The 15,890-nt window shown below is 39.5% G+C and carries 16 protein-coding genes; all 16 read right to left on the bottom strand.

What is annotated here, in order from left to right; genetic code table 11:
- Nucleotides 1-60 precede the first annotated feature (60 nt).
- A complete protein-coding gene (locus tag DS891_RS00810; protein WP_174168551.1) occupies nucleotides 61-1,500 on the bottom strand; it encodes a sigma-54 dependent transcriptional regulator in 1,440 nt (479 codons plus the stop codon).
- Nucleotides 1,501-1,647: 147 nt separating this feature from the next.
- On the bottom strand, nucleotides 1,648-2,433 hold the full coding sequence (locus DS891_RS00805) for a flagellin (RefSeq protein ID WP_174168550.1): 786 nt from the start codon (nucleotides 2,431-2,433) through the stop codon (nucleotides 1,648-1,650).
- A 59-nt stretch (nucleotides 2,434-2,492) separates the two neighbouring features.
- Nucleotides 2,493-3,302 carry an SDR family oxidoreductase gene (locus DS891_RS00800; protein ID WP_174168549.1) on the bottom strand — a complete coding sequence of 270 codons (810 nt, stop codon included), beginning with the start codon at nucleotides 3,300-3,302 and terminating at the stop codon, nucleotides 2,493-2,495.
- A 16-nt stretch (nucleotides 3,303-3,318) separates the two neighbouring features.
- Nucleotides 3,319-4,008 (bottom strand): acylneuraminate cytidylyltransferase family protein, encoded by a 690-nt coding sequence (locus tag DS891_RS00795; RefSeq protein ID WP_174168548.1) that lies wholly within the window; start codon nucleotides 4,006-4,008, stop codon nucleotides 3,319-3,321.
- Complete coding sequence (locus DS891_RS00790) at nucleotides 4,001-5,029, bottom strand: Gfo/Idh/MocA family protein (RefSeq protein WP_174168547.1); 1,029 nt, start codon at nucleotides 5,027-5,029, stop codon at nucleotides 4,001-4,003. Before DS891_RS00790 ends, DS891_RS00795 begins: the two co-directional genes overlap by 8 nt.
- A 2-nt stretch (nucleotides 5,030-5,031) precedes the next feature.
- On the bottom strand, nucleotides 5,032-6,075 hold the full coding sequence (locus DS891_RS00785; RefSeq protein ID WP_174168546.1) for a nucleotidyltransferase family protein: 1,044 nt from the start codon (nucleotides 6,073-6,075) through the stop codon (nucleotides 5,032-5,034).
- Nucleotides 6,076-6,089: 14 nt separating this feature from the next.
- A complete protein-coding gene (locus DS891_RS00780) occupies nucleotides 6,090-6,755 on the bottom strand; it encodes a bifunctional 2-polyprenyl-6-hydroxyphenol methylase/3-demethylubiquinol 3-O-methyltransferase UbiG (protein WP_174168545.1) in 666 nt (221 codons plus the stop codon).
- Nucleotide 6,756: 1 nt separating this feature from the next.
- The gene (locus DS891_RS00775; RefSeq protein ID WP_174168544.1) at nucleotides 6,757-7,425 is read right to left on the bottom strand and encodes a class I SAM-dependent methyltransferase; all 669 of its coding nucleotides are present in this window, start codon (nucleotides 7,423-7,425) and stop codon (nucleotides 6,757-6,759) included.
- Between the two features lie 37 nt (nucleotides 7,426-7,462).
- The gene (locus DS891_RS00770) at nucleotides 7,463-8,464 is read right to left on the bottom strand and encodes a GNAT family N-acetyltransferase (protein ID WP_174168543.1); all 1,002 of its coding nucleotides are present in this window, start codon (nucleotides 8,462-8,464) and stop codon (nucleotides 7,463-7,465) included.
- Entirely contained in the window at nucleotides 8,461-9,480 is a 1,020-nt protein-coding gene (gene neuB, locus DS891_RS00765) for an N-acetylneuraminate synthase (protein ID WP_174168542.1), read from the bottom strand. The genes DS891_RS00770 and neuB overlap by 4 nt, the downstream gene beginning before the upstream one ends.
- A complete protein-coding gene (neuC, locus tag DS891_RS00760; protein WP_174168541.1) occupies nucleotides 9,467-10,621 on the bottom strand; it encodes a UDP-N-acetylglucosamine 2-epimerase in 1,155 nt (384 codons plus the stop codon). The genes neuB and neuC overlap by 14 nt, the downstream gene beginning before the upstream one ends.
- Before the next feature lie 2 nt (nucleotides 10,622-10,623).
- Nucleotides 10,624-11,784, bottom strand: a complete 1,161-nt coding sequence (locus DS891_RS00755) for a LegC family aminotransferase (protein ID WP_174168540.1) — start codon at nucleotides 11,782-11,784, stop codon at nucleotides 10,624-10,626.
- Nucleotides 11,784-12,983 carry a UDP-N-acetylglucosamine 4,6-dehydratase gene (locus DS891_RS00750; RefSeq protein WP_174168539.1) on the bottom strand — a complete coding sequence of 400 codons (1,200 nt, stop codon included), beginning with the start codon at nucleotides 12,981-12,983 and terminating at the stop codon, nucleotides 11,784-11,786. Before DS891_RS00750 ends, DS891_RS00755 begins: the two co-directional genes overlap by 1 nt.
- The gene (locus tag DS891_RS00745) at nucleotides 12,976-15,066 is read right to left on the bottom strand and encodes a 6-hydroxymethylpterin diphosphokinase MptE-like protein (RefSeq protein WP_174168538.1); all 2,091 of its coding nucleotides are present in this window, start codon (nucleotides 15,064-15,066) and stop codon (nucleotides 12,976-12,978) included. Before DS891_RS00745 ends, DS891_RS00750 begins: the two co-directional genes overlap by 8 nt.
- Nucleotides 15,067-15,162: 96 nt before the next feature.
- Nucleotides 15,163-15,441 (bottom strand): hypothetical protein, encoded by a 279-nt coding sequence (locus DS891_RS00740; RefSeq protein WP_174168537.1) that lies wholly within the window; start codon nucleotides 15,439-15,441, stop codon nucleotides 15,163-15,165.
- 10 nt (nucleotides 15,442-15,451) lie between these two features.
- Nucleotides 15,452-15,880 (bottom strand): flagellar export chaperone FliS, encoded by a 429-nt coding sequence (fliS, locus tag DS891_RS00735; protein ID WP_174168536.1) that lies wholly within the window; start codon nucleotides 15,878-15,880, stop codon nucleotides 15,452-15,454.
- Nucleotides 15,881-15,890: the final 10 nt, after the last annotated feature.

Raw genomic sequence — 15,890 nt, 5'->3', positions numbered from 1 at the left:
TTTTAGTGGATTAACTTACTTCTTATCCCGAGTTCAGGTTAGGTAGTAATTGATGAACTATCAGTCACGATTGAGATTATACTTTTTCATCTTCTCAACTAATGTTGTTCGGCGAACGCCCAAGATTTCAGCCGCTCGAGCAACCACATAATCGTAGCGCTCTAAAGCTTGAGTGATCAAATCAATTTCAAGCTCTGCTAAATATTCTTTTAACTCTATCCCCTCGTCCGGCAGTAAGCCAACATTCGGTGCTTGCGGCGCAAAATCTTCCGCGACCATGTCCTCTTCGTCGTCACTAAAACCATCGCTAAATAGCTCATTGAACGCATCTTTTTCTAATAGTTCTTCTGGATATTCAGGCTCAAACGCTTCGACTTCTATATAGCGATACTTTTGTGGTAAATCAGTCACATCGACAACCTTGTCTGGGAACATAATCACCATTCGTTCCACAAGGTTTGCAAGCTCTCGAATATTCCCAGGCCAAGCGTGCGACTTTAAGCTGTCTACGGCTCTATCGGTAAACTTAACCGAATTGCCCGTTTGTTCATTTACTCTACGTGTTAGTTCCTTTAGCAGTAGCGCAATATCTTCCGCACGCTCATTTAAAGAGGGGTTTTCAATGGGGAATACATTGAGTCTATAAAATAAGTCTTCGCGAAACTTGCCGTCTTCAATCATGGTTTCAAGATTACGGTGCGTCGCGGCAATCACACGAACATCCGCCTGAATCGGCTTTGTGCCCCCTACTCGTTCATAGGTGCGCTCTTGCAAAACTCGTAACAATTTCACCTGCATTTGCAGTGGCATATCACCGATTTCATCGAGAAAAAGCGTACCTCCTTGCGCCAGTTCAAAACGCCCTTTCCTGGCTGAAATCGCGCCAGTAAACGCGCCTTTTTCATGACCAAAAAGCTCGCTTTCTAACAACTCCCCAGGGATAGCACCACAGTTAACTGGCACAAATGGTCCCTGCGCACGTTTAGACAATAAGTGTACGTTACGTGCAACCACTTCCTTACCGGTTCCCGATTCCCCCAAAATAAGGACATTGGCGTCGGTTTTAGCCACTTGAGAAATCAAGAAACGAACGTTTTTAACCGCTTCGGTTTCCCCAACTAAACCATCAAAGCTCTTATTTTGTAGCTTGTTCTCTTTGTTTGGAAGCATACGTAAGTATTGCTGGCAGTCATGTAGCAATTGCATCGTGACTTCTTGCCCAAAGGGTTCGGTGACAAGCCCTATCACATTCGGTAACGCAAGTAGCGGCCTGAGCGTTTCACCTATTAATAAAAACGGGACGGCGGGATGAGATTTTATCAGCGCTTCGTGTGTTAAGCTTTGCAAAGCGCCTAACACAAAAATTGGTTCTTGATTGTTATCAAGGATCTTGGGCTCATAACGCTCTTCGGCCAGCACTTCATTTTCTTGACCGACAAAACTAAGTGCCGCACCTAATCCGATCGCTCTTTTGTTGTTGTTATCTAAGATCAAGACCATTGCTTGAGAACCAATCTACTTAAAATTCTTTAATAGTTAGATTGTAAGAGAGATTAAGGGGGATGCAATACCTAAGTGGCAACTTTTTGACATTAACGCCAAAAAATCGCCACTAGAGCTGTTCTATATCAATACTTTGGTATTAATTTATAATAAACCCAGTACCGATGATGCAGACTGATTAGCTTGGCCACGCAAAGCAATAGACGCTTGCGATAAAATATCGTTGGCGACTTGATCGCTCACCGCTTGCGCGTAATCGGTGTCTTGAATTCGACTTTGGCTCGCTGCGATGTTCTCACGTTGGTTACTCGCAGAGCGAATCGTACTAGATACCGCATTTTCAAATGCGCCAAGCCCAGCGCGTTGGCTGTTTAAATCTTCAGAGACTGTATCTGCCGCATCAATGGCAGCTTGGGCACCCGCTTGCGTCGAAATGTCTACACTCAATATTGCATTGGCAAAACCACCATCAGTCTGCTGTAGCGACTGAGTGGTATTAGCGTCAGGACCTACCTGAAAACTACGAGACTCACCGTCAAAAATTTGTGCGCCACCAAATGTAGTATTTTCAAACGTTTCGCTGATTTGCGTTTGCAACTGCGATACTTCCTCTTGCAATGCTTGACGGTCACTATCTGTCAGCGCCCCATTACCGGCTTGAATCGATAATTCTCTAATCCGGGAAACCGCATCATTCACACCAGATAATGCCGAGTCAGCGGTTTGCGAATACGAGATACCATCATATGCGTTACGAATGGATTGACTGTAGCCGTCCTGTTGAGACGTCAAACGGTTAATGATCTGCAAAGCCGCAGCATCGTCAGCGGCAGAATTAACTTTCTTACCAGTTGATAGTTGCTCGGACAATGTCTTGTTCTTTTCTGATATCTGATTAAATAAAGACAAATGTGGATTTTCGATTTTCATAATGATGCACCATTAAGTACCCTACTCAATAAGTGTAGCACCTTCTCAAAGTTTATACGTCAGATTGCTGTCCAACCACCATCTAAAACTATTGACTGCCCCGTCATATAATTCGATAACCCACTACACAGAAAGATAACTGCGCCTTTTATATCTTCTTCTGTTGCCATTCTCCTCAATGGAACTCGTTGGATATACTTCTCTACAAATGCTTCATCTTGATTACGATAAATACCACCTAAAACGATATTATTAGCCCTTATATTTGGTGCACCAACACTGCTAAGCCAAGTTGTGAACTGCATTAATCCAGCTTTACTAGTCGCATAGGCTGCGGGGTTACCTAAATTTGTTCCCTCATACATAGCCATTTGCGGTCCAACCACTCCATAGATAGAAGAAATATTTACAACACTTCGACAACCTGTTGAAGTTATCTCAAACAGGGGCATACACAACTTTGTCAATAAAAACGGTGCTGCTAAATTCACGTCAATGCATTTTGAAAAAGTATCATAACTTTGCTGTTCAAAAGGTACCGCCCACCCAGTTAAATTATCGGTGCCAACAAAAGCCGCATTATTAATCAAAAAGTTTAATCTACCCGATGATATTTCCCGATACTGTTCAACTCCCTTTACAATATCTTCTTCTATAGCCAAGTCACAGCAGATTGTATATAATTGGTTCTTGTACTCAGCTAAATTGGCAGAGGCTATATCTAGAGCGGCTTTGCTTCTATCCCAAAGCACAACATTTGCACCAAGCTCCATTAATGCCGCCGCCGCGGCTTGCCCTACATGCCCCCCACCACCTGTGATAATACCCCAAAAATCAGCTAAGCTCTGTAATTCAGAAATACTTCTCATAATTTCACTCTCCGGCTTATCGATTTAATAAAAATTCTGCATACTCAAAATCGATCTCAGTATCAATATCAATAGCTCTTAATTTCGGCATTTTTACTCCCAGAATTCTACCGTCCATAACACCGTTTTCTCGTAAAATATATTCAGCAGTAGTCACATATACCATGGTTGTGATGTTCCATGATACTGGGACTTCTTGCCTACGTGTGAAAGTTTCATCACCACAAATTGTTTCTATTACTCCTTCAGAGTCCATTTTAACCATATTAAAATAAGGGCTATGATCAGCTTCAGTTATGCCTAAAGCCAAATCACAGGTATTGGTCAAAAATGCTTCTATTGCAGAAGAGATATCAGCTGAAGTTCTTAGTGGAGAGGTACAAGGTACACTAACGAAAATATCACTCTTCGACATTTCTCCCCGCGCAACAAGATATTGAACAGCATGTTGCCATGCAAGCCACTCACTAGCAGAATCCGATGCTAGCGACTCTGGCCGATGGATGATTTCGCACCCTAAACTTTTAGCTATGTCCTTTATAGCGTCTCCATCAGTTGACACATAATGTTTATCGATTAATTGGCACGCATGAGCTGACTCTATGGCGTATTGAAGTAAAGGCTTTCCATGTAAAAGCCTAATATTTTTATTAGGTACACCCTTTGAACCCGCACGTGCAAAAGTAAACGCAATAACTTTATCCATTAAATTCCCTCAAACTAAACGATACTTGACATTTATTGCTTGCAGCTTCTTCTATAGAATCAATCCAACTCATAACCTGAACAGACCTGAGCAGGGCTTGCTTACTAGTGACAGAATTAGCACTTTGCGATATCAGAGTTTGTATTAGTTTCACATATGGTTGATTGCTATCCTCTCGAACATCAATTTCTTTCAACTCTTCTCCACATGAGTTATAAGTAACCTTTTGCCTTATTAAATCCCATGTCAATGACCCTTTTGCGCCTTCAATATACAGATACCTACTTGGAAAGCGTTTTAGCATATCAAGATGAATTGAAAAGCTAACCTTCTCAGCTTGGCTTCGCAATGATAAGCCGCCAAAAATATTAGCCTCATTTTCACAGTCCATTGCCAAGATAGAATGTCTAACTAACTGGGCTGAAAATTCAATATTTGATACGTTAAATAATGCCAGTAAGTAATCTAGCTCATGGCTTAACTCTCTTAAAGCTCCGCCACCTAACGCCTTAACTGCCGATACCGTAGTTTTATAATTTTTACTCGGCCGCCAGTCCGGTAAAAATTGACCAACTGAGATATTAATGTGCCAAATTTTTCCCAAACATTCAGAATGTAATATGCGACTTACCTCAGTAAACCCTTTGGTATAAATCAAATCGTAGCCAATTATACAGTTCATATTCTTTAACCTAGTAAACTGATATAACTCTTGAGCTTGATGACCATTCAAAGTGATCGGTTTTTCAACCAAACAGCCAATCTTTAAGTTGCTTAGTTGATGTAGCTGGTCTGAATGTGCGCTGGCTGGAGAAGCAATGATTGCTATATCAAAATGTCTTTCATTAATTGCCTGTTTAAAATCAGTATAAATAGCGACAGGGAACTTATAATTAGGTTGGTCTTCGAGCATAACTTTTTTTACTATTGTAAGAGATTTAATTATTCCCAAGTTATTTAGGTTATTAATGTGGCGTTGTGCTATTGCACCGTACCCTGAGACGAGAATGTCATATTTCATATTTAAAAAAAGTTAATAATATCTGATTGCGCACGTTCAAAGTCAGACATACGCCCAATATCTAACCAGTATTCATGTATCGGAAACATAGAAATTTTTTCATTACTTTGTAAGCAAGAGTTAATCAAATCTGGCATATCTAGACGCTCTCCGTAATTAAGGCGATTGATGACACTCGGAGAGACAACATATACTCCTGCATTTACAAAGTACTTTTCTGTTGGCTTTTCAACTATTCGAACAACTTCATTATTTTCAGATTTAATCACACCATAGGGAATTTGATATTCGTGCTCTCTAACACACATGGTTATCGCCGCTCCCTCCTCTTGGTGATAGGCCAATAGCTCAGAGAAGTCAACTTTTGTCAAAAGATCTCCATTCATCATCACAACAGGGACGACCTGCTCAGGTAGTAAGCTCAGTGCGCCTGCAGTTCCTAACGGCTCTTTTTCCTCCACATAATCAATATCGACACCATACTTAATACCATTAGAAAAGTGATCTTTTATCATGTCAGCCTTATAATGAACGGAAATAAAAAAATTCTTGAAACCATGCAGGCAAAAGCTATCTAGAATGGTCTCCAATATCGGCTTTTTCCCAACTCTCAATAAAGGCTTAGGACAACTTTGGGTCAATGGCTTTAAACGAGTACCAAACCCACCCGCCATTAAAAACACAGTGTTTGGGATTTCGCATTTTTTTAACAAACCATCCTTTGTAATGATGTTTTTAAGTTCCCTATTTTTATCTACAATAGGTATCTGTTGGAGCTTATTTTTTTCTAATAATGACATCACAAATGCTTTGCTATCAAACTCATTTGCAGTTATCGGCTCACGACACATGATTTCTGTCAATGGTGTTTCTAGGGATTTGAAATCCAATATAGCCCTTCGAATGTCACCATCAGTTATCACTCCAAGCAGCCGTCCCTTCTCAACCACAGTAACCAGCTTAATTGGTGAATTATTTAAGATTTTTATCGCATCCTTCATAAACGCAGAAGCGCTTAATTGAGTTGCTTTCCAAATATCGCCCATATAATTACTCCAAACTATGCCTCTTTCTGTGCAATAATCATCCACTCCTTAATGACCTCAACACCGCGCCCCCACTGAAGCAAATCGACATTTCTCAACTTCATATCAGTTGGCAACAGTTTTACTATATCTTCTTCATCGGTAAATCTAGTCAAACCTTTAGCCGCCATAGGTCCTTCTTGTGGTATATAAGTGTTATGTGCCAACTGCTCACCAGTTTTGTCTCCCCAAGTTCCCGTAGCAAACGTTCTTATATATAGGAGCCCATTAGGCTTCAACACTCTTGCAGCTTCTTGATAAATTTTTTGTGTATTTTCAAACGAGTTTGTTGAGCTTGCCTCAATATCCAGCACACAATCAAATTGTTTGTCACTATAAGGTAGTTTAATCATATCCCCAATATCAAGGTGGCCTTGCCAATCAGGAACCTCATGATCAAGTCGGGCTTTAGCTTGAGCTATAGCTGTTTTGGAACCATCAATACCAGTGACATTAAAGCCCTCTCGTGCCATAAACCATATATTTGCACCCGGACCACAACCAATTTCAAGTAATTTTACTGCACAGCGATCCTCGCACTTGTAATAATTTCTAGCGATAAACCGGACAATATCTTCCCCAGGATATTTCCCCCAAGCCTGTGATTTAAATATGTCTTCCCAAGTTTTATCCCAAGACATTTTAACTTCCTAATTTTTTGGCAGTTATCATCCATTGTTTAACTGGCTTATCTTCCATTCCATAGCTCATTACTTCAATAGATATTAATTCTAAGTCAATAGGCAATAAAGACTGTATTTCTGACTTATCAGTAAAGCGGATTGCCCCTTGGTTAACCATTGGCCCTTCAGAAACCAAATAGGTGTTTTTTGCAACTTCTTCACCTGTATTATCTCCCCAGCAGCCTTTAGCCAAACATCGGCTGTATAAGAGACCACCAACCTTTAATACTCGGCTGGCTTCACTAAATATTTTTTGGGCAACTTCAAAGCTCGTTGTAGGTGTGACCCCAATATCTAAAACCGCGTCAAAATATTCATCTCCGTAAGCTAAGCTTATAACATCACCTTCAACAACCTCTCCTTGCCAACTAGGAACCTCAGCATCAAGCCTTTCATTTGCAATACGAACAGCTGTTTTTGAACCTTCAACGCCTGTCACATGAAACCCTTCACGCGCCATAAAACACAACTGAGCACCTGGGCCACACCCCATCTCTAGGAGCTTTACTTCCCCTCTATTCTCTACATTATAAAAATTACGAGCAACGAAGCGAACTACGTCTGTATCCGGGTATTTTCCCCAGCTTCTCTCACTATATATTTTTTCCCAAATTGGATCCCAGCTCATAGCCCTTTCCTATATAAGCAGTTAGCGTCAATACATATTAGCGATAAAAAATCACTCGGTTTGTTTTAGCAAGATTAATACCAGGCTTTATGCATATTTTTTTAAGTGATTGATAACGTTCTGTATCGAGTACTTTATGGCCAACCACATACTTTTCTTGATTCTTGCTGAAAAGCATTTTGAAACGTAAAAGTGGATCATCATTTGAAGTGGTGTATCCACCTCCCAAATGCAAATACTTGGCTCCGTATTCTTTACCTTTTAGCATCGCTTGTTCAATAATCAATTTAGTTGCATTTAATTTTTGCCCATATTGATTATTTGCAGAAAGGTGGTACTCCATATAATCACCATCAATAAAAAAACTTGCTCCAGCAATTACTTGTCCGTTAAAAGTAGCTATCGCGAGCTCACAAAATGGTAAACTTACAAGCTCTCGAAGTACGCTTTTAGGAAAAAAGTAGTCGGAGTTGGCCCGCAAACGTGTCATCGTTTCGTAATATTGTTCGATAAACGCCTCAACATACTCTCTATCTTTTGACCAAATAACTCTGATACCTTCGCGCTTCGCTTTTCTAATAGCACTTCTCGTTCTCGCTTGAATTTGCGAGGTTATTACTTCTAGAGTTAAATCAACTACAACTACATCTCTATTCTCATTGAGTTGACCATCATAGAGCTTGCTATTTTTCAAGCAACAATTATAGCGAATAAATTCAACTAGGAAGTTATTCTTAATACAGTACTCTCTATAAGCATTAACACTACGCTCAATAAAACCTATATCAGAAGAGGAGCTTATAGCTCCACCAAATCCATAAGCAGACTCAATATCTTTGATAACTCTCCCTTCTACCTCGCTTTTAAATACTAAAAATGGGTGGTAAAAGAAACTATCCTCCTCCCTATGGAGGAAAAAGCATGCTTGTGCGTTATCATATTGATTTGCCATCACCTCAACATACTCAAATCTTAACATCGGGTGTCGAAGGTTACTGGGTAGAGAAGAAAATAATTGATTCAGCTCTTTATGCGTCATTCTTCTCTCTCTATTGACTGGTCATAATAGTAATTTTTTGTTGCAACTTTGCCGATAAGCTCATCCCAAAATTGGGCATCTACTCCTGAGCTTGTGCGCTTGGTTGTCAAGTTAGACATGGAAAATACATCCCCACGCTTGATCTCACACTTAGCAACGATGCGCTTTCTAACAACTCTTTTGTTTTCCAACTCCACGCTCGATAAAGTTTTTACCTTACTTCCTAGGGCCGTTTCGATATTTCTGATGGCTTTAACCATAGCAATAAATTCTTTTGGCTCCATTGAAGCCTCATGATCTGGACCTGCCATTTTTTTATCTAACGTTATGTGTTTTTCTATTACTGAAGCTCCTAGAGCAACGGCAGCAATAGCTACCTCAGCACCTTGGGTATGATCTGAGTACCCGTACTCTGTACCAAAGTTATCACCAAGCTCTGACATAGCTAAGAGGTTAACACTCTCCATAGAGGCCGGGTACTCTGAAGTGCAATGCAGAATAGTTATGTTTTCTTTTTCTGTACCAGACTTAACCAAAGTATTGAAAGCAAACTCAACTTCGCGTAAGTCAGCCATGCCTGTTGACAGTATTACATTTGCATTTCGGTGGCCTATTTTTCTTAAATAAGGAGTATTTGTTATCTCACCTGACGGAATTTTAAAAGTTGTCATTCCTAACTCAATTAGTAAGTCGATGCTCACCAAATCAAAAGCGGAAGACATAAAAGTAATATTCTTGCATTGGCAGTAGCTCAAAAGCTCTTCATGATCTTGCCTTGACAGCTCTAGTCGTTTAATCATGTCAAATTGTGACTCGTCCCCATCCGTCGTTTTTTTTTGATATCCCGCTTTAGGAGTATCAACAACAAGCTCTTCCTCTGTAACAAAACTTTGAAATTTAGCCACGTCAGCTCCAGCTTCTACGGCAACATCGATTAGCTTCTTTGCAAGTGATATATCCCCATTATGATTTACACCTATTTCTGCAATAACTGTAACTCTATTAGGCTTTATCATAAAACACCTTTTTAACTGTGCTAATTGGTTTAAACCGTTTGAGCACTCTCATTATTTTGGTTAGAGATTCAGGATCTCCATACGGATTTTCCGCCGAAGCACATATTGTCAAAAACTCTTCACTTAATGCTTCTTCAATAGCTTCCACAACCGATTCCTCGCTACAATGTAAGACACTCGCTGCACAGAGCCTTCCATCTTGTCTAGTTCCTATGTTTATAGATGGCTTTTTCAGAGAAGGAGCTTCGATCAAGGCACTTGAGGAGTTCCCTAATACTAATGCACAGTGATAAAGCGCGGTATGATAAAGCTCAAACCCTAAAGAAGGAACCAATACAACTCGCTCTGGCTTGTTTTCAGCATAACTAATCAGCGTCTTTAGAATTACATCGTATCCATAGTCCGCATTTGGATAAGTAATAAGCACTTGAAACTCTGAAAACTTATCTATTGCCTTGAGGATCAACTCAATAGCATGTTCATTTTCAGATAACCCTTGAGTAGTAACTGGATGATATGTAAATAAAAAAAACTGATTTTTTTGGAATGTGCTACTTAAACTCTTATTTAGCTCTACAAGCGAAAATTTAGGTCTTTGATATAGCTTAGTTAAGCCTGGTTCACCAACATTAAACACACGTGTAGGGCACTCACCCATTCTAATTACGCGCTGTTCATGCTCATAATTTGATGTAAAGTGTAGATAGGACATTTTTGTTAGAGCGTGTCTAATGCTATCGTCTATAGCACCTGTTGTAACCTCTCCCCCAGAAAAGTGTGCAATTGGGATATGATGTATCAGTGCCGCATTAGCAAAACCAAGTAGTTCAAACCTGTCACCCATGATTATAAGCAAGTGAGGTCTGAGCTCTTCCAAAATATCTGAAAAACCACTAGCAGCTTTTGCAATAGTGTTTACATTGTCACGCTGACTACTCCCAGCCAAGATTGGTAGCTGTGCAGATATGGATAAACCCAAATCGATAATTTCATTTATCGTAGTTCCATGCTCATCAGCTAAATGACTTCCTGAAACAACTAACTGTAGAGATAAAGATTGGCATTCCTCAATTTTGCAGATAACGTCATAAAGTAGACCAAACTCTGCTCTAGAGGTTGTTAACACTGCAATTTTTTTCATACTTATTTGATCACTAAATTAGGTGTGCTTGGTATGTTAATGATTCTTTTTTGAAAGTACTCTGCTCTGGCAAGGTCCCCTTTCAAACAATTTGAGAACATTGGCAACGTATTCATTAACCTCCATACAGGACGGGTCATAATCCCCTTATCACTCAGTGCATTGATGTAAACATCCCTCGCCTCTGGACTAGGGGCAATTACTGCATTAAGCCAATAATTTGACGTGGCATAATCAGGTTCACTGACGAAGGATAATTCACTACTTTTGAAAAACTCCTGATACAACCGAGCAAGATTTCGTTTTTCTAAAATAATTTTGTCCAAGTATTCTAATTGACCACAGCCTAGAGCAGCGTTTATGTTCGGCATACGAAAGTTAAACCCCAACTCATCATGATAATATTCATAATCATGAGGGACTTTTGCGGTTGACGTTAAATGCTTAACTTTCTCTCCAAGCAACTCTGAAGAAGCGATTACAGCACCTCCTCCACCTGTCGTTATAGTTTTATTACCATTAAAGCTAAGCGCTGACAAAAAACCAAAAGTACCTGTATGTTGCCCTTTATACAAAGAACCTAAACTCTCCGCTGCATCCTCAATTAAAAGTAAATGCCACTTTTCACACACAGTTATAAGTTCTTTCAATTTCACCGGATGGCCAAACGTATGCATTGGTAACACTGCTTTAATTACTCTATTAGTAGACTTGTCTCTGCATACTCCTGCATCATCTAAATATGCTGAATCAGATAAATAAGCCTCTAATGCAAGGGGTGATAACCCAAGACTTTCATCATCAATGTCTACAAATATAGGCGATGCACCCAATTGCGAAATAGCATTGCAGGTTGCTACAAAGGTCATAGGTTGAGTGATCACAAGATCACTTTGTCTAACTCCTGCCATATAAAGTGAGATATATAAAGCAGAACTGCCGTTTACCGTTGCTGAAACAGCTGGCGCTTTCGTAAACATTTTCAGCTCATCTTCGAATCTAGTAACAAACATCCCAACACTAGATACAAACGTAGACTCAAGTGTCTCACATACATAGTGTTTTTCGTTGCCAATAAACTTCGGAGCATGGAGAGGAATAAACTCGTTCGTTTTGTGATATTCACGAATGAACCCAACAATGTCTCTGACAAAGTCAGTCATTACATCTTTCCATCTAAATATAGGCCGGTTTCTTTATGTTGGAACTGGGGTAGTAATTTAACAACAGCATTAACAATATCTGACTTTTTCCATATACCTCGAGCTTGTAAACCTTTTATCGTTTGTTTAAAAGCAACTAACTCATGAGAAGTCACTGATAAATTTGATTTAACGACTCCGATGTCATTAAACAATGTCATATCTAAAATCTCACCTACTGTGTAAAACTCTTCGATAGCTTTTTCACCGGTCGTAGTACTTCCGCTAAATAAACATGGCCAAAAACCTTTCGCAGGTAATACTCTCGCAAGCTCTCTAGCTTCGTCTTCAGTTTCACATAGGTAGGGTGTATACCCCTGAGAGAGTAGAAACTTCTCAGCTATATCTGAAAACTTTGCTAAGTGACTTTCAGCGTTCAATTTAGGAAAGAAGATATCGCCTGTCTGGCCGAATATACACGACATTAAACACAGGGTTGCAGACTCTTCTGGCGTGACAAAGTAGCGTTGAATATCATTAGGTGCGACAATAGGTTGGGATTTAAAGAGGCGTTGTTTGAAACTATGCAAAAGAGAGCCGTCAGAAAAAGCGACATTCGCAAATCTAGCCGTCGAAATAGGTAGTTCCTTGTGAAAGTCGGTTAAGAACATCTCCATAACCCGCTTCGACGCCCCCATTAAGTTGACAGGGTTTGCAGCTTTATCTGTTGATACACAGAAATACTTTTTAGCACCAAACGCTATTGACTGCTCGAGGGATTTTATAGTATTGAAAATATTCACATCAAGCATACGCATTAGAGTAAAAGCGTCCTCTTCACTACGTACATGCTTTAATGCTGATAAGTTTAAAACATAGTCATAGCCATTGCCCGAGTTAATAAAAGCATCATATTCTAATGAACCAATATCTAAAGCAAAGGTTTTAAAGTCACTTACGATGTAACCAAAACTACTTCGTAAATCTCTAACTAGCTCAACTAGGTTATTCTCACTAATATCTACTACGTGTAATACTTTAGAACCACGCTTAAACAGCTCCTTTACAACGGCTTGACCTATGGAACCCGCGCCTCCCAATATCAAGAAACGTGAATTACTAACTATTCTTGACAACTCATCATCATGGGTTTTTAGATCTTCATAAAAGAGCGGTAATGTTCTGCCAAACAAGCCTAAAGAACCTTCATTATTATTCATCTTGGTAGAACTCACTCCAAGTACATTTAGTATTCCAATTCGCTTCAAAATCTACTTTCGCTGCTTTGATGAACTCCTGCCAAACCTTTAGAGTCTTATCAAACCACTCCAATGACTTATCTTCCTGCTCATAGTAATAGAGCATGGTCATCATCGGGCAGTGGAAGTATAGCATTGTACCTTTAATTAGATGGAAGAAGTGTGCATATTGGTTATCTTTATATGCGAGCAAAACGTTTTGTTGAGCACGTAGCAACTTATGAGCTTCATCACGGTTTTCATAAGGTCTATTCCCAATTTCTATTAAATAATCACAAAGCTCTGCAAAGCTTTGCCAACCAAGCGTTTCCTCACTTGGAACAACAGTAATCTCTTGAAAAAAGCTTGCTTTTATTGCTTCAACTAGTTCACCTTTATTTTCTGTTTTATTTAACAAGAACAGTTCGTCAGTCAAAAGTGTATGTGCTCCTGCGACTTTTGCCCCACTACCAACGTTATAAAAATCAATCCCAGGAAACAGAGCTATCAACTTTTCCTGCATGATATGAGATATGACCATTAGGTTGGTTGCCATAACTATTTCTCCTGTGTTACCAGGTAGCTCAATAGTTGCCCCTACGGGTGCTTTATAACCTAACTTAATCAGGCGTTTGTCATTATAAACACTTAACGAAGAATGTGTTTTGTTATTTGTATGGTAACCATTATCAATACCAAACATGTATATCTCACCAAAACCAAATGCTGCTGCATAAGCTAAAGCGGTATTGGCGACTAGAGGAGCACAAAATGGTAGCTCTGTAGATGCATAACCAAACTCTTTTAATGACTGCACAGCCAAAAATACGCTAGCGGCTTCAGGGCCTTTTCTCCCCAGCCCCGCCCATTTATACATTTTCAATACGTCTGGATACATAACGTCAACCGCCAACAGGTTAAGATTGGAGTAATCCTCTCCTTCATTTAGAAAATCAACTTGTGCATCATATGTTCCTTTGGTGCGCTCAACTAACACATGAAAATCAGGTACTATTCCAGCGTTTTGAAGGCTATATAGTGCCGTACCCGCAGCAATAATAATGGCATCATCTTTGTTTTGCTTTATGAATTCTATAGACTCGTCTAGCGAAGGGCCGTTAGCCACAACAAACACAGACTTATCCTTTAGCACTTGCCGCTTTTCTGGTGACGCAAACAAATAAGGGAACTTATTTTGCGAATTAATAATTCCATGCGCAAGGCCGGTAATTGCATCATTATAAAAGCCAAACCCTTGATGAAGCTGATAGTAGTTTTTAAAAAAACCTTTAATGCTCAAGTTCAGTTCTTTAGAAGGGTAATGCTGATAACAAAAGCTATTGATGATAGAGTTGGCACCAACCTTTTCAGCAATTAATCGAATATCTTCAAAAAACTCCGTATAAGTACTGCCTACATTGAGAAATAGACACCCACCCTGTTGATCAATTTTCTCAATCACAGCACTCCAGTCGATACAGAAAAGGCTTGCAAAAAAGAGCTCAATATCTGGCTCGCATACATACATATAATCAAATTGACATTTATCAAGTAGCGATTCGATGTGGTAGCCCAAGCCTACTCCAAACATCATACAAGTAGGGTATGTTTTTGGCAGAGATGTGAGGATTTCCAAACGATCAGCTTGCACTTGGCATAGTATGTCAGCGAGCTTTTTAACATATTTTATATGTAGTCGCTTATCTTCTTTAAGAGTATTTGGAGCAGAAAAATAATCTGTTCGGCTAAAGTTGGGTGAAGCAATATTTCTATTGACTTGCTCATTTGCTTGTAAAACCGGATCATCACTATAGAGCGGGACTTCAGTTCCTTTAGGATAGAAATTAGCAGCACCAGTAGAAGTTACATGTAAACAAAAATTTTCTCGAGGGGTAAACTCTACCAAAATATCAAAAATATCAGGGAAGTACTTCTGGAAAGCTAGAATATTTTTTCCAAATCGTAGATTAGCCTCTACAGCAAACTCACCTTCTCTTTCACTTTGCGCTTTAAGACTTGCTAATGCACTTTCGGCTTGGCCCAAGAGATTTTCGATATTATCCATATTTACAACTACTCAACTTTTACACTTCGATATATTATTGCAACTTTATACTTCATTGCTCAAATATCCTATTTAATCGCTGCGAAAACGCAGGTATTAGGGCATGCACCCTTTTACTTTACTGTATTTATCAACCTTAGATTTTTTACCTTGCAGACCAATAATCTCAGCTTTTGCTTCATTTTTTTGTTCATTAACAAATTGCATACACTCTATCAACCGACTCTGAAGGTCGACTAACTGATGCTGACAACTTTCCAGTTCTTCGCTTGTTAACGCTTTTAGAAGCGCATCAATCTTATCAAAAATAGACTGCGCGAGCCCAATATTTTTGCTAGACAACGCACTCTCAAAATTTTGGAGCAACTCTAACAAAGCCTGACTCTTATCCAGCATTGTTAGTACTCGAGTCGCTATATAAAATTTGTTCTCTCACCTCAATAGGGATAGCATCCCACCCAGATTTAATCTCTTTTAATAGATTACTTACCTCATCGACAATGTCAGGGTCGTTATTAACGCTAGCATCTAATAATCGATTTAACATGTAACTATATAATGAGTATAAATTCTCGGAGACTTCTCCACCAGCATTAAAGTCTAAACACCCCCTAAGGGCCTCAATGATTGAACTAGCTTTTGATATATGTTCCGCCTTCGCCTCGAAATTTTTGTTTTCAATCGAGACTTTCGCGCGAACTAGTTTTTCAATCGCGCCAGCAAAAAGCATCTGAATGACCTCGTACCGGTCCGCGCCCGCCAATCGAGTTTTCAGTGCTTCTTTTTGATAATTTTTTACCTTTGCGTTGTACATAATTCACCTA

The organism is Pseudoalteromonas sp. JC28 (assembly GCF_013319255.1).
Lineage (GTDB): Bacteria > Pseudomonadota > Gammaproteobacteria > Enterobacterales > Alteromonadaceae > Pseudoalteromonas.
The sequence above is the reverse complement of the archived record's forward strand: the minus strand, read 5'-3'. Positions and strand labels throughout refer to the sequence as shown.

Coding starts and splice junctions, on each gene's coding strand:
- DS891_RS00810 (WP_174168551.1), bottom strand. CDS start 1,500: ATGGTCTTGATCTTAGATAACAACAACAAAAGAGCGATCGGATTAGGT.
- DS891_RS00805 (WP_174168550.1), bottom strand. CDS start 2,433: ATGAAAATCGAAAATCCACATTTGTCTTTATTTAATCAGATATCAGAA.
- DS891_RS00800 (WP_174168549.1), bottom strand. CDS start 3,302: ATGAGAAGTATTTCTGAATTACAGAGCTTAGCTGATTTTTGGGGTATT.
- DS891_RS00795 (WP_174168548.1), bottom strand. CDS start 4,008: ATGGATAAAGTTATTGCGTTTACTTTTGCACGTGCGGGTTCAAAGGGT.
- DS891_RS00790 (WP_174168547.1), bottom strand. CDS start 5,029: ATGAAATATGACATTCTCGTCTCAGGGTACGGTGCAATAGCACAACGC.
- DS891_RS00785 (WP_174168546.1), bottom strand. CDS start 6,075: ATGGGCGATATTTGGAAAGCAACTCAATTAAGCGCTTCTGCGTTTATG.
- DS891_RS00780 (WP_174168545.1), bottom strand. CDS start 6,755: ATGTCTTGGGATAAAACTTGGGAAGACATATTTAAATCACAGGCTTGG.
- DS891_RS00775 (WP_174168544.1), bottom strand. CDS start 7,425: ATGAGCTGGGATCCAATTTGGGAAAAAATATATAGTGAGAGAAGCTGG.
- DS891_RS00770 (WP_174168543.1), bottom strand. CDS start 8,464: ATGACGCATAAAGAGCTGAATCAATTATTTTCTTCTCTACCCAGTAAC.
- neuB (WP_174168542.1), bottom strand. CDS start 9,480: ATGATAAAGCCTAATAGAGTTACAGTTATTGCAGAAATAGGTGTAAAT.
- neuC (WP_174168541.1), bottom strand. CDS start 10,621: ATGAAAAAAATTGCAGTGTTAACAACCTCTAGAGCAGAGTTTGGTCTA.
- DS891_RS00755 (WP_174168540.1), bottom strand. CDS start 11,784: ATGACTGACTTTGTCAGAGACATTGTTGGGTTCATTCGTGAATATCAC.
- DS891_RS00750 (WP_174168539.1), bottom strand. CDS start 12,983: ATGAATAATAATGAAGGTTCTTTAGGCTTGTTTGGCAGAACATTACCG.
- DS891_RS00745 (WP_174168538.1), bottom strand. CDS start 15,066: ATGGATAATATCGAAAATCTCTTGGGCCAAGCCGAAAGTGCATTAGCA.
- fliS (WP_174168536.1), bottom strand. CDS start 15,880: ATGTACAACGCAAAGGTAAAAAATTATCAAAAAGAAGCACTGAAAACT.